At 68.1% G+C, this 19752-nt stretch carries 17 protein-coding genes; 13 read left to right on the forward strand and 4 right to left on the reverse strand.

Annotated features, from left to right (window positions below):
• Window positions 1-22 precede the first annotated feature (22 nt).
• Window positions 23-1138 (reverse strand): alanine dehydrogenase, encoded by a 1116-nt coding sequence (ald, locus tag U4Z31_RS20260; protein ID WP_044842956.1) that lies wholly within the window; start codon window positions 1136-1138, stop codon window positions 23-25.
• Window positions 1139-1490: 352 nt separating this feature from the next.
• Between ald and U4Z31_RS20265 the strand changes: the two genes are divergently transcribed.
• From U4Z31_RS20265 to U4Z31_RS20285, 5 genes are all read left to right on the forward strand, one after another.
• Complete coding sequence (locus U4Z31_RS20265) at window positions 1491-1907, forward strand: DUF3995 domain-containing protein (RefSeq protein WP_321811217.1); 417 nt, start codon at window positions 1491-1493, stop codon at window positions 1905-1907.
• A gap of 638 nt (window positions 1908-2545) precedes the next feature.
• Window positions 2546-3283: a gluconate 2-dehydrogenase subunit 3 family protein gene (locus tag U4Z31_RS20270; RefSeq protein WP_321795266.1), complete on the forward strand. Its 738-nt coding sequence runs from the start codon at window positions 2546-2548 to the stop codon at window positions 3281-3283.
• Window positions 3283-5061 (forward strand): GMC family oxidoreductase, encoded by a 1779-nt coding sequence (locus tag U4Z31_RS20275; protein WP_321811218.1) that lies wholly within the window; start codon window positions 3283-3285, stop codon window positions 5059-5061. The genes U4Z31_RS20270 and U4Z31_RS20275 overlap by 1 nt, the downstream gene beginning before the upstream one ends.
• The gene (locus U4Z31_RS20280) at window positions 5058-6485 is read left to right on the forward strand and encodes a cytochrome c (RefSeq protein ID WP_321811219.1); all 1428 of its coding nucleotides are present in this window, start codon (window positions 5058-5060) and stop codon (window positions 6483-6485) included. Before U4Z31_RS20275 ends, U4Z31_RS20280 begins: the two co-directional genes overlap by 4 nt.
• Before the next feature lie 208 nt (window positions 6486-6693).
• Entirely contained in the window at window positions 6694-8409 is a 1716-nt protein-coding gene (locus tag U4Z31_RS20285; RefSeq protein WP_321811220.1) for a cation:proton antiporter, read from the forward strand.
• Between the two features lie 222 nt (window positions 8410-8631).
• Here the strand turns inward: U4Z31_RS20285 and U4Z31_RS20290 are convergent, their stop codons facing one another.
• Window positions 8632-10524 carry a peptidoglycan D,D-transpeptidase FtsI family protein gene (locus U4Z31_RS20290; RefSeq protein WP_321811221.1) on the reverse strand — a complete coding sequence of 631 codons (1893 nt, stop codon included), beginning with the start codon at window positions 10522-10524 and terminating at the stop codon, window positions 8632-8634.
• 411 nt (window positions 10525-10935) lie between these two features.
• Window positions 10936-11283, reverse strand: a complete 348-nt coding sequence (locus U4Z31_RS20295) for a DUF3564 family protein (protein WP_044842963.1) — start codon at window positions 11281-11283, stop codon at window positions 10936-10938.
• A 641-nt stretch (window positions 11284-11924) separates the two neighbouring features.
• Between U4Z31_RS20295 and U4Z31_RS20300 the strand changes: the two genes are divergently transcribed.
• Window positions 11925-13136 (forward strand): SDR family oxidoreductase, encoded by a 1212-nt coding sequence (locus U4Z31_RS20300; protein ID WP_321811222.1) that lies wholly within the window; start codon window positions 11925-11927, stop codon window positions 13134-13136.
• An 82-nt stretch (window positions 13137-13218) separates the two neighbouring features.
• Here the strand turns inward: U4Z31_RS20300 and hpaR are convergent, their stop codons facing one another.
• Window positions 13219-13659 (reverse strand): homoprotocatechuate degradation operon regulator HpaR, encoded by a 441-nt coding sequence (gene hpaR, locus U4Z31_RS20305; RefSeq protein ID WP_124665820.1) that lies wholly within the window; start codon window positions 13657-13659, stop codon window positions 13219-13221.
• A 153-nt stretch (window positions 13660-13812) separates the two neighbouring features.
• On the opposite strand from hpaR, the gene U4Z31_RS20310 reads away from it, so the two are divergent.
• From U4Z31_RS20310 to hpaI, 7 genes are read left to right on the forward strand one after another with little or no spacing between them, the layout of a single operon-like run.
• On the forward strand, window positions 13813-14502 hold the full coding sequence (locus U4Z31_RS20310; protein WP_321811223.1) for a fumarylacetoacetate hydrolase family protein: 690 nt from the start codon (window positions 13813-13815) through the stop codon (window positions 14500-14502).
• The gene (locus U4Z31_RS20315) at window positions 14499-15263 is read left to right on the forward strand and encodes a fumarylacetoacetate hydrolase family protein (protein ID WP_124665822.1); all 765 of its coding nucleotides are present in this window, start codon (window positions 14499-14501) and stop codon (window positions 15261-15263) included. Before U4Z31_RS20310 ends, U4Z31_RS20315 begins: the two co-directional genes overlap by 4 nt.
• Window positions 15264-15285: 22 nt before the next feature.
• Window positions 15286-16749, forward strand: a complete 1464-nt coding sequence (gene hpaE, locus U4Z31_RS20320; RefSeq protein WP_124665823.1) for a 5-carboxymethyl-2-hydroxymuconate semialdehyde dehydrogenase — start codon at window positions 15286-15288, stop codon at window positions 16747-16749.
• 54 nt (window positions 16750-16803) lie between these two features.
• Entirely contained in the window at window positions 16804-17652 is an 849-nt protein-coding gene (hpaD, locus tag U4Z31_RS20325; protein WP_321811224.1) for a 3,4-dihydroxyphenylacetate 2,3-dioxygenase, read from the forward strand.
• A 29-nt stretch (window positions 17653-17681) separates the two neighbouring features.
• Window positions 17682-18074, forward strand: a complete 393-nt coding sequence (locus U4Z31_RS20330) for a 5-carboxymethyl-2-hydroxymuconate Delta-isomerase (RefSeq protein ID WP_044842970.1) — start codon at window positions 17682-17684, stop codon at window positions 18072-18074.
• A 20-nt stretch (window positions 18075-18094) separates the two neighbouring features.
• Window positions 18095-18898, forward strand: coding sequence for a 2-oxo-hept-4-ene-1,7-dioate hydratase (hpaH, locus tag U4Z31_RS20335; protein ID WP_124484945.1), 804 nt, complete (start codon window positions 18095-18097; stop codon window positions 18896-18898).
• Between the two features lie 12 nt (window positions 18899-18910).
• Complete coding sequence (gene hpaI / locus U4Z31_RS20340) at window positions 18911-19717, forward strand: 4-hydroxy-2-oxoheptanedioate aldolase (RefSeq protein ID WP_321811225.1); 807 nt, start codon at window positions 18911-18913, stop codon at window positions 19715-19717.
• Window positions 19718-19752: the final 35 nt, after the last annotated feature.

The following is a 19752-nucleotide window of genomic DNA, read 5'->3' on the forward strand; positions in this document are numbered from 1 at the left end:
CGCGCCGTCACGCATGCCGAAGTCAGGCCAGCACGTCTTCCGCCGGTACGTACGGTAGCCCGAGCGCCAGCGCGACGGCCTCGTACGTGATGTGGCCGTCGCACACGTTCAGGCCCGCGCGCAGATGCGGGTCGTCGGCCATCGCGCGTTTCCAGCCCTTGTCGGCGAGCGCGAGCGCATGGCCGAGCGTCGCGTTGTTCAGCGCGAACGTCGATGTGCGCGCGACCGCGCCAGGCATGTTCGCGACGCAGTAATGCACGACGCCGTCGACGACGAAGGTCGGCTGCGCATGCGTCGTTGCATGCGAGGTCTCGAAGCAGCCGCCCTGGTCGATCGCGACGTCGACGACGACGGCGCCCGTGCGCATCGTCGCGATCATGTCGCGCGTGACGAGCCGCGGCGCCGACGCGCCCGGCACGAGCACCGCGCCGATCACGACGTCGGCGTCGCGCACGGCTTCGTCGATCGTATGCGCGTTCGAGCAGACGGTCGCGATCCGGTTCGCGAAGACCAGATCGAGCTGGCGCAACCGGCCCACGTTCGTGTCGAGCACGGTGACGCGCGCGCCGAGGCCGACCGCCATCTGCAGCGCACCGGTGCCCACCACGCCCGCCCCGAGCACCACGACGTGCGCGGCCGGCACGCCGGGCACGCCGGCCATCAGCACCCCGCGCCCGCCGCGCGGGCTTTCGAGGTGCGTTGCCGCGACCTGGATCGACATGCGCCCCGCGACCTCGCTCATCGGCGCGAGCAGCGGCAGTCCGCCGCCCGGGCCCGTCACGGTTTCGTACGCGATGCAGACCGCGCCGGACTTCACGAGCGCGGCCGCCTGCCCGGGATCGGGCGCGAGATGCAGATACGTATAAAGAATCTGTCCGCGCCGCAGCATCGCGCACTCGGCCGCCTGCGGCTCCTTGACCTTGATGATCATGTCGGCGCGCGCGAAGAGGTCGCGCGGGTCGTCGCACAGTGCGGCGCCTGCTGCCGTGTAGTCGTCGTCGAGCAGACCGATGGCCGTGCCCGCGCCGCGCTGCACGAGCACGCGATGGCCGTGTCGCGTGAGCTCACGTGCGCCGGCCGGCGTGAGGCCGACGCGGTATTCGTGATTCTTGATCTCCTTCGGCACACCGATCAGCATGAGTCGCCTCCATGGGTATTCGTTATGGTTGTCGTGCCCGGGCGCGCCGCGATCGTCCGATCGTGCGTGCCGGCGAACGGCACGTGTGCGACGGTTGCGCATGCACGGTTCGCGTGCCGTACTGGAATAAGAGGGTAGCGGTGCCCGGAGGGAAGTCAAGCGGCGGCCCGATGCGACGGTGCGCGCGCACTGCACCGCAACACGCGGCATGGCGTCTTGCGACCGGACGTCGCACTGCATGCGGCACGCGGTTTGGGTATCGTCTCGTGTGGCGCGGAGCGGGGCCGCGCGCCGGATTCCTTCCGGCTGGATCACGACACGACGACACGATGAGACAAGGAAGCTTACCGACATGACGGGCGCGTATTTCAGCGTGCCGACGCTTTGTGCGATCGCACTCGTTCACGTCTATTGGGCGTTCGGTGGACGGCTCGGCAAGCATGCGGCCATTCCGGAACAGGACGGCGTACCGCTGCTGCGGCCGACCGTGCCCGGCACGCTCGCCGTCGCGGCGGCGTTGCTGGCCGGCGCGAGCGCGGTCGCGTCGCGCGCGGGCTGGCTGTGGCCGAACCTGTATCCCGGCGCGATCGCGTTCGCGATCGTTGCGCTCGCACTGATCTTCGCGGTGCGCGCGGTCGGCGATTTCCGCTACGTCGGCTTCTTCAAGCGGGTTCGCGGGTCGCGTTTCGCGCGCATGGACAGCCTCTGTTACTCGCCGCTGTGCGCGGCGCTTTCGTTGTCGATCGCGTCGATGCTGTGGCCGTGGTGAGCACTGCGTCGAGCGGGACGGCCGTTTTGCCGCGCGCGAAGCGGTAACGCGCGTCGCGGGCGCCGCATCTGAAAGCGCCGAGCGGCGCGGGCCGGGCAACCCTGAAAAACGACGGGCGCCGGTCGGGCGACGCCCGCGCGTGCGTCCGGCCCTGCGACCGACGCCGCGGCCGCGCCACGGCTCTTGCGTATTCCGGAAAACGATTTCCTCATTATTGCGATTTTCGATGTAATGAATTGCACCGAACCCTTTGGAAATGGAACCGGTTCCATCTATAATTCGCGGCGTTTGTCGCCGGGCCCGAATTGAGGGTCGTGCACGTTGCGCTTGCCGTCGGCCGGCGCGGCGTCTAAGTTGAATAGGCCATGGCGATGAGGGGCAGATGCGGGCGGCAAGCCCGTATTTGTCCGACGATAAGACCCGCGAAGAGGTCGACCCCGCGCGGCTGCCGGAACCGGCGCGCCGCGCGGGCTGCATGACGGGCGCCACCGCGCAGTGCGCGGCCGGCGCTTGCATGAGCTTGCTCGCAACATCGCAAGAAAGGACGGCCGGCCGCGCGCGGCATGGCTACCGTGTCGGGCATGCCGCATCCGGAATGCGGTTCCCGAATCACGCTCCCCAACGATCAACATCCGACCATGTCCACGCCACCCGACAAACCCAACTCGCGTCGCCGCTTCCTGCGCACGTCGGTCGCGCTCGTGCCGATCGCGTCGGTCGCCGGTTGCGACCTGCGCTCGTCGTCGTCCTCGACCACGGCCGGCAATGCCTCCACCGCGTCGGCCGGCGCCGAACGCGCGCCGTACAAGCCGACCTTCTTCGATGCGAAGGAGTGGGCGTTCGTCCAGGCCGCCGTCGACCGGCTGATCCCGGCCGATGCCGAAGGCCCCGGCGCGCTCGAATCCGGCGTGCCCGAATTCATCGACCGCCAGATGGAAACCCCGTACGCGCACGGCGCGACGTGGTACATGCAGGGGCCGTTCCAGCAGGGCGTGCCCGAGCTCGGCTACCAGCTCAAGCTCGTGCCGCGCGACATCTACCGGCTCGGCATCGCGGCGGTCAACCGCTATTGCGAAAAGGCCCACGGCAAGGCGTTCGCCGACCTCGACGCGCCGACCCGCGACACCGTGCTCGGCGAACTGGAAAAAGGCGGCGCGCAGATCGACGACGTGCCGTCCGCGGTGTTCTTCGGCCTGTTGCTGCAGAACACGCGCGAAGGCTACTTCTGCGATCCGGTGCACGGCGGCAATCACGACATGGCCGCGTGGAAGATGATCGGTTTTCCGGGCGCGCGCGCCGACTTCATGGATTTCGTCAACCAGAACGGCAAGCCCTATCCGTACGGCCCCGTCTCGATCAACGGGGAGCGCACCTGATGGCCGCAGAAAAGAAGCCGCACGTCGATGCGGTGATCGTCGGCTTCGGCTGGACCGGCGCGATTCTCGCGAAGGAACTGACCGAAGCGGGCCTGAACGTCGTCGCGCTCGAGCGTGGCGAGTATCGCGACACCTATCCGGACGGCGCGTATCCGAACACGATCGATGAGCTGACCTACAACGTCCGCAAGAAGCTGTTCCTCGACCTGTCGAAGACGACCGTGTCGATCCGCCACGGCGTGCAGGACACCGCGCTGCCGTACCGGCAGCTTGCCGCGTTCCTGCCGGGCGAGGGCGTCGGCGGCGCGGGGCTGCACTGGTCTGGCGTGCATTTCCGGATCACGCCGGAAGAACTGCGCCTGCGCAGCCACTACGAAGAGCGCTACGGCAAGAAGTTCATCCCCGAAGGGATGACGATCCAGGACACGGGCGTCACCTACGACGAACTCGAGCCGTATTTCGACTTCGCCGAGAAGGTGTTCGGCACGTCGGGGCAGGCGTACAAGGTCGGCGGCAAGGTGGTCGGCGACGGCAACGTGTTCGAGGCGAACCGCAGCGACAACTTCCCGCTGCCCGCGCAGCTCAATACGTATTCGGCGCAGCGCTTCTCCGATGCCGCGAAGTCGCTCGGGCTGCATCCGTACCGGCTGCCGTCGGCGAACACGTCGGGTCCGTACACGAACCCGTACGGCGTGCAGATGGGGCCGTGCAACTTCTGCGGCTACTGCAGCGGCTACGCGTGCTACATGTACTCGAAGGCATCGCCGAACCTGAACATCCTCCCGGCGCTGAAGCAGGTGCCGAACTTCGAGCTGCGCTCGAAGTGCCACGTGCTGCGCGTGGACCTCGACGACACGAAGAAGCGCGCGACGGGCGTCACCTACGTCGACCCGGCCGGCCGTGAAGTGCACCAGCCGGCCGATCTCGTGATCGTCGCCGCGTTCCAGTATCACAACGTGCACCTGCTGCTGCTGTCGGGCATCGGCAAGCCGTACGACCCGATCTCGGGCGAAGGCGTGGTGGGCCGCAATTTCGCGTACCAGAACCTGTCGACGATCAAGGCGTTCTTCGACAAGGACACCTACACGAACCCGTTCATCGGCGCGGGCGGCAACGGCGTCGCGGTGGACGACTTCAACGCCGACAACTTCGACCACGGCCCGCTCGGCTTCGTCGGCGGCTCGCCGCTGTGGGTGAACCAGGCCGGCGTGAAGCCGATCAGCGGCATCGCGACGCCGCCGGGCACGCCGCAGTGGGGCTCGGCGTGGAAGAAGGCCGTGAAGGACAACTACGCGCACACGATCTCGATGGACGCGCACGGCACGAACATGTCGTACCGCGACGTGTATCTCGACCTCGATCCGACCTATCGCGATTCGTACGGCCAGCCGCTGTTGCGGATGACGTTCGACTGGAAGGACAACGACGTCAGGATGGCGCAATACGTGACCGGACAGATGAAGAAGATCGCGGAAGCGATGGGGCCGAAGGCGATCGGCGTGTCGACGCGCGAGTTCGGCAAGCACTTCGATTCGCGCGCGTACCAGACGACGCACCTGGTCGGCGGCGCGATCATGGGCACCGATCCGAAGACGAGCGTGCTGAACCGCTACCTGCAGTGCTGGGACGTGCACAACGTGTTCGTGATGGGCGCGTCGGCGCTGCCGCAGGGCATCGGCTACAACCCGACCGGGATCATCGCGGCGCTGGCCTACTGGTCGGCACGTGCGATCCGCGAGCAATACCTGAAAAATCCCGCCCCGCTGGTGACCGTATGAAGAGGACAGTGAACCACCACAACGCCGCGCGCCGGATTTCCCCGCTGCGGCGCGCACTGGCGATCGGCACGGCATGGGCGGCGTTCGGTCTCGCGGGCGGCGCCGCGTTCGCGCAGCCGGCATCCGCGCCCGCCGCGGCTTCGGGCCCGGCCGCCGCACCGGTCGCGCAGTCTGCCGACGCCAACCTCGTCAAGCGCGGCGAATATCTGGCCCGCGCGGGCGACTGCATCGCGTGCCACACCGCGAGCGGCGGCAAGCCGTTCGCGGGCGGGCTGAAGTTCGACACGCCGATCGGCGGCATCTACTCGACGAACATCACGCCGGACCCGAAGACGGGCCTCGGCGGCTGGACGTATGAGGACTTCACCCGCGCGGTGCGCGAGGGCGTGCGCAAGAACGGCGACACGATGTATCCGGCGATGCCGTTCCCGTCGTATTCGCGGCTGACCGACGACGACATGAAGGCGCTGTACGCGTACTTCATGCACGGCGTCGCGCCGGTCGAGCACGAGAACCGCAAGGTGGACATCGTGTGGCCGCTGTCGATGCGCTGGCCGCTGACGTTCTGGCGCAAGATGTTCGCGCCGGCGCCGAAGCCGTTCGATGCGGCGCCGTACACCGATCCGGTGGTCGCGCGCGGCGCGTATCTCGTGCAGGGGCTCGGCCATTGCGGCGCGTGCCACACGCCGCGCGCGGCGACGATGCAGGAACGCGCGCTGACCGACGCGGGCGGCCTCGACTTCCTGGCCGGCGGCGCGGCGATCGACGGCTGGGTGCCGACCAGCCTGCGCGGCGAGCCGCGCACCGGGTTCGGCACGTGGAACGAAACCGAGATCGTGCAGTTCCTGAAGACCGGCCGCACGCTTCGCACGGCCGCGTTCGGCGGGATGACGGACGTGGTCGGCCACAGCATGCAGCACATGAGCGACGACGATCTCACGGCGATCGCACGCTACCTGAAGACGCTGCCGCCAAAGGTGCAGGGCGAGACACCGTACGCGTACGACGCGACGGCCGCGCACGCGCTGCAGACCGGCGACGCGAGCAAGCCGGGCGCGGCGGTCTATCGCGACAACTGCATGGCCTGCCACCGCAGCGACGGCCACGGCTACGCGCGGGTGTTCCCGGCGCTCGCCGGCAACCCGGTCCTGCAGGGCGACGATCCGACTTCGGTGATCCACGTCGTGCTGTCGGGCAGCGCGCTGAAGGGCACGCACACCGCGCCGTCGACCTTCACGATGCCGCCGTTCGGCTGGCGCCTGTCGGACCAGGAAGTCGCGGACGTGTCGAACTTCGTGCGCACGAGCTGGGGCAATACGGGGACGGCGATCACGGCCGCGCAGGTCGCGAAGGTGCGCAAGAGCGTGCCGTCGACGCGGCCGGAGCCGCCGCCGGGCGCGCGGTTCCCGCAAGCGTCGCGCTGACCCACGCGGCGGGGCATCGGCCCCGCCCACCCGCTCCGCCTCGCGGCGCCGGCCGGCCCGCGGGGCGCGTTCCGCCCGACCGGGGTTGCACCCCGCAATGGCGCACCAATGCGTGAATTTTTCGCGGTGGCGCGCCAATTTTTCGCCTCATCCCTTATCCTTCCATTCTTGAACCTTACTAAATAGTTACAAGAACTCGGGAGGGGGGATGCCTCATGACATCAGCCTGATTGCGTTGCTCGCGGCCGGTTTCGGTCTCGCGATGATCTTCGGTTACCTCGCGTCGCTGCTGAAAATGCCGCCGCTCGTCGGCTATCTGCTCGCCGGGATCGTGATCGGCCCCGGCACGCCCGGTTTCGTCGGCGACCTGTCGCTCGCGCAGCAGCTCGCGGAAGTCGGCGTGATGCTGCTGATGTTCGGCGTCGGCCTCCATTTTTCGCTCGGCGACCTGCTCGCGGTGCGCAAGATCGCGCTGCCGGGGGCCGTCGTCCAGATTACCGTCGCGACGCTGCTCGGCGGCGGGCTCGCGCTCACCTGGGGCTGGAGCCTCGGCGCGGCGCTCGTGTTCGGGCTCGCGCTGTCGGTCGCGAGCACGGTCGTGCTGTTGCGGGCGCTCGAGGGGCGCGGGCTCGTCGAGACCGTCAACGGACGGATCGCGGTCGGCTGGCTCGTCGTCGAGGATCTCGTGATGGTGCTCGTGCTCGTGCTGCTGCCGCCCGTCGCGGGGCTGCTCGGCGGCACGCCGCCCGGCGACGCGCACGCGGCCGGCGGCAGCGTGTGGGGCACGCTCGGCGTCACGATGCTGAAGGTCGCCGCGTTCATCGCGCTGATGCTCGTGGTCGGCAAGCGCGTGTTCCCGCGCATCCTGTGGCTCGTCGCCCGTACCGGTTCGCGCGAACTGTTCACGCTGTGCATGATCGCCGCGGCGGTCGGCATCGCGTTCGGCGCGGCAAAGCTGTTCGACGTGTCGTTCGCGCTCGGCGCGTTCTTCGCCGGGATGATGATGCGCGAGTCGGAGTTCAGCCGGCGTGCCGCCGACGAGACGCTGCCGCTGCGCGACGCGTTCTCGGTGTTGTTCTTCATTTCGGTCGGGATGCTGTTCGACCCGAAAGTGCTGCTCGCCGAGCCGCTGCATGTGATCGAGGTCGCGGCGATCGTGCTGATCGGCAAGACGCTCGCGGCGGTCGCGCTCGTGATCGCGTTCCGCTATCCGCTGAACACCGCGCTGACGGTCGGCGCCGGTCTCGCCCAGATCGGCGAGTTCTCGTTCATCCTCGCGGGGCTCGGCCGTGCGCTCGGGCTGCTGTCGGCCGAGGGGCAAAGCCTGATTCTCGCGGTCGCGCTGATCTCGATCGCGATGAACACGCTGCTGTTCGCGATGATCGATCCGGCGCTCGCATGGATCCGCAAGCATTCGGCGTTCGCGCGCAAGCTCGAGGCACGCGACGATCCGCTCGCCGCGCTGCCGATGTCGACGCCGCAGACGCACCTGACCGGCCAGGTCGTGATTGTCGGCTACGGCAAGGTCGGCACGCGGATCGCGCATGCGCTGGACGAGCGCGGGATCGCCTATGTCGTCGTCGAGCAGAATCGCGAGCTCGTCGAGAAGCTGCGCGCGGACGGCGTCGCGGCCGTGTCGGGCGACGCGATCGAGCCGATCGTGCTCGTGCAGGCGCATATCGCGCGCGCCGGGATGCTGGTCGTCACGCTGCCGGACGTATTCGACGTGCGGCAGATCGTCGAGATCTCGCGCACGCTCAATCCGGCGCTGGAGGTCGTGCTGTGCACGAACAGCAGCGACGAGGCCGACTTGCTGTCGAGCGAGGGCATCGGCACCGTGTTCATGGGCGAGAGCGAACTCGCGCGCGGGATGACCGAGCACGTGCTCGGCAGGATGGCGAAGCCGGTGGCGGCCGCGCATTGATGGTTAGCGGCCGGGATCGCTCGGATCGCTAGGATCGCTCGGATCGATAGGATCGATAGGATCGCCGCGACTGCGCGGATCGCCGGGATTACAGGATTGCGCCGGCCTCTCGGAACGGCGCGTGCGGCGGGTTCTACGTAGCGAACAGCCGATCTCGATCGGTCAGCCGACCTGTGCGGCGCCGCGCCACGCCCCGGCGACTCCACCAACGCCCAGGCGGCTTCAGCCCGCCGCCTTCGTCTGTACGGCCGCGCCGGCTTGCGCGGCCGTTTTCACAGGTGCCGACGCCTGTTGCCCGGCTGCCGTCTTCGGTTGCACGGCGGCCTTCGGCGCCGCGACCGTCTTTTGCGGCACGGCAGCCTTGAGCGGCGCATTCGGCGTCGGCTCGACCGGCGCGTCCGGCGGCACGCCGAGCAGCTGCAGCGAGCCGCTCGTGACCGACGAGAACACCGGGCCGGCCACCGTGCCGCCGTAATAACCCTTGCCGCGCGGCTCGTCGATCATCACCGCGACGATCAGGCGGGGGTTGCTCATCGGCGCCATCCCCGCGAACAGGGCGCGGTACTTGCCCTTCGCATAGGTTGCGCCGACCTGCTTGCGCGCCGTGCCCGTCTTGCCGCCGATCCGGTAGCCGTCGACGCGCGCGCGGCGCCCCGTGCCGCCTTCGCCGACGACCGACTCGAGCATCGAACGGATCGCCGCCGCGGTCTGCGGCGACGTCACGCGATGGCCGCGATGGGCCTCGATCGTCTGCGGGTCGGAGCCGTTCCTCAGCAGCGACACCGGGTGCAGCGTGCCGTCGCCCGCATAGGCGGTGTAGGTCTGCGCGATCTGCAGCAGCGACATCGACAGCCCGTAGCCGTACGCCATCGTCGCCTGCTCGATCGGCCGCCAGCGCTTGTAGCCGCGCAGGCGGCCCGACGCGACGCCCGGGAACGTCAGTTCCGGCGCGCGGCCGATCCCGTATTCCTGGTACTTGTTCCAGATCGTTTCGGCGGGCAGGTTCAGCGCCAGCTTCGCGAGCGCGACGTTGCTCGACTTCTGCAGTGCCTGCGAGACGGTCAGCGAGCCGTGGTTCGACGTGTCGTGGATCACGGCCGGGCCGATCTTGTAGGTGCCCGGCGACGTGTTGATGATCGTGTTCGGCGTGACCTTGCGCTCGTCGATCGACAGCGCGACGACGAGCGGCTTGATCGTCGAGCCCGGCTCGAACGTGTCGATCACCGCACGGTTGCGCAGCTGCTGGCCCGTGAGGCGTGCACGGTCGTTCGGGTCGAAGGTCGGATAGTTCGCGAGCGCAAGGATTTCGCCGTTCTGCGCGTCGAGCACGACGACGCTGCCGGCCACCGCGTTGTTCTCGAGCACCGCGGCCTTGAGCTGGCTGAACGCGAGTTGCTGGATCCGCCGGTCGATCGTCAGTTCGATCGTCGCGCCGTGCTGCGCGGGCACGAGCGGGCGCGTGTCGGACACGATGCGGCCGAGCCGGTCGCGGATCACCTCGCGCTGCCCGGACGTACCCGACAGCCGCCCGTTCGCCGCGAGCTCGACGCCTTCCTGGCCCTTGTCCTCGACGTTGGTGAAGCCGACCACGTGCGCGGCCGATTCGCCCTCCGGATAGAAGCGCTTCGAATCGGCGATCTGCGTGATGCCGTCGATTTCGAGCTTGCCGAGCCGGCTTGCGGTCTCGGCGTCGATCTGCCGCTTGAGCAGCACGAACGTACGGTCGTTGCGCAGGCGGCGCTTCACCTCCGCGAGCGGCATGTCGAGCAGCTTCGCGATCTGCGGATAGTCGATTTCGGCGACCTGTTTCGGATTCGCCCAGATTTCATAGGTCGACAGGCTGACCGCGAGCATCGCGCCGTTGCGGTCGACGATGCGCCCGCGCATCGCGTCGAGCTCGATCGTGCGCTGGTAGCGCTTCTGGCCCTCACCGACATAGAAATCCTGGTTCGCGACCTGCACCCAGAACGCGCGTCCGATAAGCGCGGCGAAACCGAGGGACACCATGATCACGACCAGCTTCGAGCGCCACATCGGCAAGCGCGACGCGAGCATCGGGTGCTTGGTCGCGGCGGCGTACGGATCGGCGGGGTGGGTCTTCTTTTTCACGCGCATGCAAGGGCCGGGTCGGGCCGCCGGACGGCGGCAAGTCAGTCGGAATAATGTGATTGTAATAAATGAGTAAACGTCGTGTGGGGAAACTGTGCTTCGGCCCCGTAAAAGACGCGCGTCGGCGACCGGGCTTCGGGCGGAAAAGGCGGGATGAAGGCGGGGACGAAGGCGGGGACGAAGGCGGGGACGAAGGCGGGGACGGCGGCGCGGGCATTGCCCGATGTCGCCGACGAATCGGAATGGCGCGGCGGGTCGTGACCGCGGACGCGATTCAATCAACCCGGCCCCGATTATTTTCGGGACGGAAAAATAAAAACGCCTCGAAGGGAGGCGCCGTTATTTCTGAATATCGAAATGAATATCACGGAAACCGGAATAAACCCGAAAACCGCAGAGGATTGCCGTCAAAAATACCTATCGCGCGACGGAAATGAATTCGTGGTATTCCGGCTCCGCCGTGGAGCGATCGACCGCCTGCAGGCGCCACGCGCCGTCGGGGTGCTCGCCGGCGAGCACCGCGGGACCTTGTTCGCGCTGCATCGCGCTGAACGACAGGCCCTTCAACTGGCACACGGCATTCCCGCTGTCGGCGGCGCAGAGGGCCATCGCGCCTTCCACGTCCCGAACCTTGCCCCAGGCCGGGAGATCGATGCCCTGGTGTGCCTCGCGCGACCACAGCCGCTCGTCGGTATCGACCCACAACACCGCGTACGAGTGCCGGGTTGCCGATTCGCTGCCATTAATCCGGATAGTGAGGCGCATTGGAACGTCTCCTGGAAAGTAGAAAATGACACATTCGACCGATTTGGTTTGGATAGTCTAGATAGACTGCAGTGAAACGCAAGCGATAATCCTCAATAAATCCGCATTGTGTCTATTGGTGTCTCGGATGAAAGGACGTCTGACGATACGCGCGGATTCCGGCCCCGCGTGCAGACGCAGACGACACCGCGATCTGCGTGCCGCGGCCTCGCTCCGGGTCGGCCCGGGATATGCGATGACTAGGCCGGGGCGCGTCGATGTGTCGCGCCGAAGCGCTGGCCCGCAGCACGCCGGCGAACCTCCGTCGCAAGCTGCCCGACCGGGCGTTTCACCGAGTTGACGACCCGGCCGGCACGACACACCCCGACATTCGTGCACAAATCCACACACTTTCACGAAACTTTCAGGACAGACTTGCGGACGATCCGGCCCCACACTTGGATTTTCCCGATCCTGCGCCGCGGACGGCCCGTCCGTGGCAAGCCGCCGCCTCGTGTCAGAGACGCGATCGACGCGATCGCGGGCCGCAGCCGGTCGGGACTGCCGGGGCGAGCGTCGGCCCCGGCCCGGCCGACCGCCGTGCGCAGCGCCGCGATCCGGGGCTGCCGCGCCGTCCGGCCGATTCTTCGAAGGAGACTATCGTGCTGATCTGGAAAACCGCGTTGTCGCTCAACTGGCGCACGAGCCTCGTGTCGCCGGCCAGCGCGCCGGTCGCGGCGGCCAACGTCGGGCGGCTGGTGCTCACCGGCGCCACCGGCTTCATCGGCAGTACCGTGCTGGCGGCGCTCGTCAACGCAGGCTTGCTCGAGCGCATCGTGTGTGTCGTGCGCGCCGGGAATCGCGGCCACGCGGTCGCGCGTTTGCGTGAAGCGGCGCTGCGCGCAGGGCTCGCGCCGTACTGGGCATCGCGTCTCGGCGACGCGAACGTGGTCGTCGGTACACTCGGCGACGTGTGGCAGGGCGCCGACGCGCCGCGTCTCGCCGGCGCGACGCACGTGATTCACTGCGCAGGCCACGCGTCGCCGGCCGACGGTTCGCATCTGCGGGCTGATCTCGCCGATTCGCTGCGCTTTGCCGAGCGGTTCGCGCACGCACCGCAACTGCAGCGTTTCGTGTACGTCGGCACCGCTTACGCGCATGCGGGCCGCGGCGGGATCGTTTACGAGGAAATGGCGGGTGCGGCGGCGAGCGACGCGGCGCAGGCCGGCGACGGGCTGCACGGCGCGGTGCTCGCGGCCGGCTACCTGCAGGCGAAGGCGGAAACGGAGCAGCGCCTGCGCGCGCTCGGGCTGCCGCTCGTCGTCGTGCGTCCGTCGCACGTCGTCGGTCACACGGTGCTCGGCACGCGGCCCGCGCCGAATTCGTTCTGGATGTTCCGCGTCGCGCACGCGGCGCGCCGCTTCACGGCACGGCCGATGACGCGCATCGACATCGTGTCGGTCGACGACGTCGCACGCGCGACGATGCTGCTGGCCGTGAAGCCGACGCTGATGCACGACGTGTACCACGTGTCGGCCGGCGACGAGGCGCCGCAGGTCGCGCAGATCGTGCGTGCGATGGACGAGGCGGCCGGCATGACGGGCGCGCCGCGTTACGCCGCGTGCGCGCCGGCCGACCTGCCGCTCGTGGTGCGCGACGTGCTCGGGCGGTCCGATCCGGCGCTCGAGCGCGTGATCGGCCGGGCGTTGCAGCGTGGCGCGGAGTTCGCGACGGTCGATCGCGTGTTCGACAACCGCCGCGTGCGCGACGAAATCGATTTCGAGCCGCTGCCGTTCATCGATTACGTCGAGGAATGCATGCGCACGTCCCGCGGCGTCGCGGTGACCCAACTGATGCGCGGGGCGCTGCACTGACGGCCCGCGCGATCAGCGGCTTGCCGGTTCCCGGGTTCGGGTTCGCCCGCCGCCGCTCGCCGCGGTCCGGCCGCGGCAGGCCCTACGACGCGCTGCCGAGTTCGATCAGCCGGTCGAGCGCGCGGTAGATGTCGTCCAGGCCGTCCTGGCCGAAACGCGCTTCGAGCTGGCGATACTGCTCGTCGATGCGCGGGCCGATTTCGGTCACCAGCTTCCTGCTTTGCGGCGTCAGGCTCACCAGCAGCCGGCGCTGATCTTCCTGCGCGCGTGTGCGCGTAATCAGGCCGTCGCGCTCCATCCGTTCCAGCACGCCGGTGAGGCTCGGGCTGAGGATGCAGCAGCGGCGCGCGATCTGTCCCGCTTCGAGCGCATTCGCCGGCTCGCCGTCGAGCACGCGGATGATCCGCCATTGCTGTTCGGTCAGCGCGAATTCCTTGAGAATGGGGCGGAACAGGCCCATCAGCGTTTCGCGGGCCTCGAGCAGCAGCATGGCCAGGTTGCGATGGTCGAGCGTACGGTTCATCGGGGGTGGGGAATGGACGGGGACGCATCAATCTTAACAGCCGACGGTGCTGAATTTCATGTATCAGGGTAATCGCGGTTGCCAGCGTCCGATTGTTTACTTAAGATGTTAACTATTGACGATGCGCCGCGACGCGCGGCAGGGGAATGACGCATGGAGCTGTCTTGCAGGACCGCCGCGGCGCCGCCGCTGCCGGTCGCCATCGGTACCGTCTACGGTGCGCTGCTCAACGAGCGCGCCGCACTCGACGCGCTCGGCGATGCCGTGCACGCACCGCCTTACGGTCGTCCGCCGCAGGCGCCGATCCTTTACATCAAACCGGCCAACACGCATGCGGCCGATGGCGCGGCCGTCGTGGTGCCCGCGGGCGTCGACGCGCTGGAGATCGGCGCGTCGCTGGCCGTCGTGTTCTCGCGGCGCGCGACGCGCGTGCCGGCCGCGCAGGCGCTCGATTACGTGCACGGCTTCACGCTCGCGAGCGACGTGTCGGTTCCGCATCCCGATTACTACCGTCCGGCCGTGCGCTTCAAGTGTCGCGACGGCTTCTGCCCGCTGGGCCCGGCGATCGTGCCGGCGGCCGCGCTCGGCGATGTCGACGCGATCGGCCTGACCGTGCGGATCGACGGCGATGCCGTGGTGTCCGCGTCGACCGCCACGCTGATCCGCCCGGTGCGGGAACTGATCGCCGACGTGACGGCGTTCATGTCGTTCGACACGGGCGACGTGCTGCTGCTCGGCGTCGCGGGTGGCGCACCGCGTGCCCGCGCGGGCAGCACGATCGAGATTACCGCCGCCGGCATCGGCACGTTGCGGCATACGCTGATTGCGGAGGAAGCACGATGAAGACGGCGCGCGTGATCTACAACGGCGCACTGCATGCGGCCGAACCGGCCGGCGACGGCGCGATCCGCCTCGACACGGGCCGCGTGGTCGCCGAGGACGTGGTGACGTGGCTGCCGCCCGTCGCGCCGCGCACGACGTTCGCGCTCGGCCTCAACTACGCGGACCACGCGAAGGAACTCGCGTTCAAGGCGCCGAGCGAGCCGCTGATCTTCCTGAAGGGGCCGAACACGTTCATCGGTCACCGCTCGCGCACCGTGCGCCCGGCGGACGCGACGCACATGCACTACGAGTGCGAGCTGGCCGTCGTGATCGGCCGCCCGGCGCGCAACGTGAGCCGCGCGCAGGCGCTCGACCACGTCGCCGGCTACACGGTCGCGAACGACTACGCGATCCGCGATTACCTCGAAAACTACTACCGCCCGAACCTGCGCGTGAAGAACCGCGACACCTGCACGCCGCTCGGGCCGTGGTTCGTCAGCCGCGACGAGATCGGCGACGCGGGCGACCTGACGCTGCGCACGACGGTGAACGGCCGGGAGACGCAGCGCGGTAGCACGCGCGACATGATCTTCGACGTGCCCGCACTGATCGAGCACATCAGCAGTTTCATGACGCTCTCGCCGGGCGACCTGATCCTGACCGGCACGCCGGAAGGGCTGGCCGACACGAAGCCGGGCGACGAGGTGGTGACCGAAATCGAAGGAATCGGCCGGCTCGTGAACACGATCGTCGGCGAAGCAGACTACTATCGCGCCGGCTGAGCCCGTCGCCCAAGGAGAGCACATGACCATCAAGCACTGGATCGGCGGCCGTGAGGTCGAGAGCCGCGAGACCTTCACGACGCTGAATCCCGCGACGGGCGACGCGATCACCGACGTCGCGTCGGCCGGCGAGGCCGAAGTCGACGCGGCCGTGCGCGCGGCGAAGGACGCATTCCCGAAGTGGGCGAACACGCCCGCGAAGGAGCGCGCGAAGCTGATGCGCAAGCTCGGCGAGCTGATCGAGAAGAACGTGCCGATGCTCGCCGCGCTCGAGACGCAGGACACCGGCCTGCCGATCGCGCAGACGAGCAAGCAGCTGATTCCGCGCGCGTCCGAGAACTTCAACTTCTTCGCGGAAGTGTGCGTGCAGATGAACGGCCGCACGTATCCGGTCGACGACCAGATGCTGAACTACACGCTGTACCAGCCGGTCGGCGTGTGCGCGCTGGTGTCGCCGTGGAACGTGCCGTTCATGACCGCGACGTGGAAGACGGCGCCGTGTCTCGCGCTCGGCAACACGGCCGTGCTGAAGATGTCGGAGCTGTCGCCGCTGACGGCCGACCAGCTCGGCCGGCTCGCGCTCGAAGCCGGCATTCCGGCGGGCGTGCTGAACGTCGTGCAGGGATACGGCGCGACGGCCGGCGACGCGCTGGTGCGCCATCCGGACGTGCGCGCGGTGTCGTTCACGGGCGGCACGGTCACGGGCAAGCGCATCATGGAGCGCGCGGGCCTGAAGAAATACTCGATGGAGCTCGGCGGCAAGTCGCCCGTGCTGATTTTCGACGATGCCGATTTCGACCGCGCGCTCGACGCGTCGCTGTTCACGATCTTCTCGATCAACGGCGAGCGCTGTACCGCGGGCTCGCGGATCTTCGTGCAGCGCACGATCTACGACCGCTTCGTGCAGGAATTCGCGCGCCGTGCGAACAACCTGGTGGTCGGCGATCCGTCCGATCAGGCGACGCAGCTCGGCGCGATGATCACGCGCCAGCACTGGGAGAAGGTGACCGGCTACATCCGGATCGGCGAGCAGGAAGGCGCGCGCGTGGTGGCAGGCGGTGCGGACAAGCCGGCCGGCCTTGCCGACCATCTGCGCAACGGCAATTTCGTGCGCCCGACCGTGTTCGCCGACGTCGACAACCGGATGCGCATCGCGCAGGAAGAGATCTTCGGGCCGGTCGCGTGCCTGATTCCGTTCGAGAACGAGGAGGAAGGGCTGCGGCTTGCGAACGACACGTCCTACGGGCTCGCGTCGTACATCTGGACGCAGGACGTCGGCAAGGTGCATCGCCTCGCGCGCGGCATCGAGGCCGGGATGGTGTTCGTGAACAGCCAGAACGTGCGCGACCTGCGCCAGCCGTTCGGTGGCGTGAAGGAGTCGGGCACCGGGCGCGAAGGCGGCGAGTACAGCTTCGAGGTGTTCGCGGAGATCAAGAACGTGTGCATCTCGATGGGTTCGCATCACATTCCCCGCTGGGGCGTGTGACGGGCGCGGGTCGTGGCGCTGCCAGCAAGAACGAACGATACGGAGACTTGAACGATGGGCAAACTGTCCCTCGCCGCGAAGATCACGCACGTGCCGTCGATGTACCTGTCGGAGTTGCCCGGCAGGCATCACGGCTGCCGCGAAGCGGCGATCCGCGGCCACCAGCTGATCGGCGAGCGCTGCCGCGCGCTCGGCGTCGATACGATCGTCGTGTCGGACGTGCACTGGCTCGTCAACGCCGGCTATCACGTGAACTGCAATGCGCGGTTCGCGGGTACGTATACCAGCAACGAGCTGCCGCACTTCATTCGCGACATGCAGTACGCGTATCCGGGCAACCCGGCACTCGGCCGCCTGATCGCGGAGACGGCCAGCGCACGCGGTATCGCGACGCGCGCACACGAGATCGACAGCCTCGAACTCGAATACGGCACGCTCGTGCCGATGCGCTACATGAACGGCGACCAGCACTTCAAGGTCGTGTCGATCGCGGGCTGGTGCATGTGGCATCAGCTCGACGAAAGCCGGCGCTTCGGCGAGGCGCTGCTCGAGGCGATCGAAAAGAGCGATTCGAACGTCGCGTTCCTCGCGAGCGGCTCGCTGTCGCATCGCTTCAACGACAACGGCAGCCCGGAGGAATCGATTCACGAGATCAGCCGCGAGTTCTTCCGGCAGGTCGACCTGCGCGTGGTCGAGCTGTGGAAGCAGGGCGATTTCAAGACCTTCTGCGCGATGCTGCCCGAGTACAACACGCATTGTCACGGCGAAGGCGGCATGCACGACACGGCGATGCTGCTCGGCCTGCTCGGCTGGGATCGTTACGACAAGCCGGTCGAGATCGTCACCGACTATTTCGCGAGCTCGGGCACCGGGCAGATCAACGCGATCTTCCCGCTCGCCTGAGCGCCGCATCACTTATCCGGAGCGTTGCCATGCCACACATCGTCGTCGAATACACCGCGAACATCCGCGACGACGCGCGCATTCCCGCGCTGCTGCGCACGATCAACGCGACGCTGATCGCGCAGGGCGGCGTGTTTCCGACCGGCGGCATCCGCTCGCGCGCGATCGAGCTGCAGGATTACTGCGTCGCCGACGGCACGGAGGACGACGCGTTCGTCCACGTGACGCTGAAGATCGGCTCGGGCCGCAGCGACGAGACCAAGCAGGCCGCGTGCGACGCGCTGTTCGATGCGATCAAGGCGCATTTCGCGGAGCTGTACGCGAAGCGCTATCTCGCGCTGTCGATGGAGCTGACCGAGTTCAGCGAAAGCGGCTCGTACAAGCACAACAACATTCACGCCCGCTACAAGCGGGCCGGCTGAACCCCATTCCCGATCCGACCATGCTCGAACCCGCCATCATCGACCAGCTCGCGCAGCGTCTGCACGACGCCGAGCGCGAACGCAAGCAGATCCGCCAGATCTCGCTCGACCATCCCGACATCACGATCGACGACGCGTATGCGATCCAGCGCGCGTGGGTCGCCCTCAAGCTCGCGGAAGGCCGCACGCTCAAGGGGCACAAGATCGGCCTCACGTCGAAGGCGATGCAGAACACGTCGCAGATCGACGAGCCCGATTACGGCGCGCTGCTCGACGACATGTTCTTCGACGACGGCGGCACGATCCCGGCCGGGCGCTTCATCGTGCCGCGCGTCGAGGTCGAACTCGCGTTCGTGCTCGGCAAGCGGCTCACCGGCCCGAACTGCACGATCTTCGACGTGTACGACGCGGTCGATTACGTGGTGCCCGCGCTCGAGATCATCGACGCGCGCAGCCAGTCGATCGACCCCGATACGAAGCGGCCGCGCAAGGTGTTCGACACGATCGCCGACAACGCGGCGAACGCGGGCGTCGTGATCGGCGGGCGGCCGGTGCGGCCGCAGGACGTCGACCTGCGCTGGGTCGCGGCGATCATGTCGCGCAACGGCGTGGTCGAGGAAACGGGCGTCGCGGCCGGCGTGCTGAACCATCCGGCCAATGGCGTCGCGTGGCTGGCGAATCGGCTGTCGCGCTTCGACGTCGCGCTGGAGCCGGGGCAGGTCGTGCTCGGCGGCTCGTTCACGCGGCCGTGCGCGGCGCGCTCGGGCGACACGTTCAGCGTCGACTATGGCCCGCTCGGGACGATCCAGTGCTATTTCGCGTGAGGTGAGCGAGCGATGCAGATTCCGTCGAATGTCTTCAAGGCCGCGCTCACGCGTGGCGACGCGCAGGTCGGGTTGTGGCTCGGCCTCGCGAATCCGTACAGCGCCGAAGTCGTCGCGGGCGCCGGTTTCGACTGGCTGCTGATCGACGGCGAACATGCGCCGAACACGGTGCCGACGATCCTCGCACAGTTGCAGGCGATCGCGCCGTATCCGTCGCAGCCGGTCGTGCGCGTGCCGTGGAACGATCCGGTGATCGTCAAGCAGGTGCTCGATCTCGGCGCGCAGACGTTGCTCGTGCCGATGGTGCAGAGCGCCGACGAAGCGCGCGCGGCGGTGGCCGCGACGCGTTATCCGCCGCACGGGATCCGCGGCGTCGGCAGTGCGCTCGCGCGCGCGTCGCGGTGGAACCGCGTCGGCGATTACCTGCATCGCGCGAACGACGAGATGGCCGTGCTCGTGCAGGTCGAGACGCGTGCCGGGCTCGACGCGATCGATGCGATTGCACGGGTGGACGGCGTCGATGGCGTGTTCATCGGGCCGGCCGATCTGGCGGCCGATCTCGGGCACCTCGGCAATCCGGGGCATCCGGACGTGCAGGCGGCGATCGACGGCGCGATCCGGGCGATCAAGGCGGCAGGCAAGGCGCCGGGCATTCTCAGCGCGGATGAGGCGGCGGCGCGGCGGTATCTGGAAGCGGGGGCGTTGTTTGTTGCGGTGGGGGTCGATACGACGTTGCTGGCGCGGAGTGCGGAGCGGTTGGCGGCGCAGTTCAAGGGGAACGGTGGGGGCGCGGTGAAGAAGGGGGATGGGACGTATTGAGCGAAGCGGACGGGATCTTTTATAAGGGACGCATT

Origin of the sequence: Burkholderia sp. BCC1985, assembly GCF_905339915.1 — a bacterium.
GTDB lineage: Bacteria > Pseudomonadota > Gammaproteobacteria > Burkholderiales > Burkholderiaceae > Burkholderia.

Coding starts and splice junctions, on each gene's coding strand:
- ald (WP_044842956.1), bottom strand. CDS start 1,138: ATGCTGATCGGTGTGCCGAAGGAGATCAAGAATCACGAATACCGCGTC.
- U4Z31_RS20265 (WP_321811217.1), top strand. CDS start 1,491: ATGACGGGCGCGTATTTCAGCGTGCCGACGCTTTGTGCGATCGCACTC.
- U4Z31_RS20270 (WP_321795266.1), top strand. CDS start 2,546: ATGTCCACGCCACCCGACAAACCCAACTCGCGTCGCCGCTTCCTGCGC.
- U4Z31_RS20275 (WP_321811218.1), top strand. CDS start 3,283: ATGGCCGCAGAAAAGAAGCCGCACGTCGATGCGGTGATCGTCGGCTTC.
- U4Z31_RS20280 (WP_321811219.1), top strand. CDS start 5,058: ATGAAGAGGACAGTGAACCACCACAACGCCGCGCGCCGGATTTCCCCG.
- U4Z31_RS20285 (WP_321811220.1), top strand. CDS start 6,694: ATGCCTCATGACATCAGCCTGATTGCGTTGCTCGCGGCCGGTTTCGGT.
- U4Z31_RS20290 (WP_321811221.1), bottom strand. CDS start 10,524: ATGCGCGTGAAAAAGAAGACCCACCCCGCCGATCCGTACGCCGCCGCG.
- U4Z31_RS20295 (WP_044842963.1), bottom strand. CDS start 11,283: ATGCGCCTCACTATCCGGATTAATGGCAGCGAATCGGCAACCCGGCAC.
- hpaR (WP_124665820.1), bottom strand. CDS start 13,659: ATGAACCGTACGCTCGACCATCGCAACCTGGCCATGCTGCTGCTCGAG.
- U4Z31_RS20310 (WP_321811223.1), top strand. CDS start 13,813: ATGGAGCTGTCTTGCAGGACCGCCGCGGCGCCGCCGCTGCCGGTCGCC.
- U4Z31_RS20315 (WP_124665822.1), top strand. CDS start 14,499: ATGAAGACGGCGCGCGTGATCTACAACGGCGCACTGCATGCGGCCGAA.
- hpaE (WP_124665823.1), top strand. CDS start 15,286: ATGACCATCAAGCACTGGATCGGCGGCCGTGAGGTCGAGAGCCGCGAG.
- hpaD (WP_321811224.1), top strand. CDS start 16,804: ATGGGCAAACTGTCCCTCGCCGCGAAGATCACGCACGTGCCGTCGATG.
- U4Z31_RS20330 (WP_044842970.1), top strand. CDS start 17,682: ATGCCACACATCGTCGTCGAATACACCGCGAACATCCGCGACGACGCG.
- hpaH (WP_124484945.1), top strand. CDS start 18,095: ATGCTCGAACCCGCCATCATCGACCAGCTCGCGCAGCGTCTGCACGAC.
- hpaI (WP_321811225.1), top strand. CDS start 18,911: ATGCAGATTCCGTCGAATGTCTTCAAGGCCGCGCTCACGCGTGGCGAC.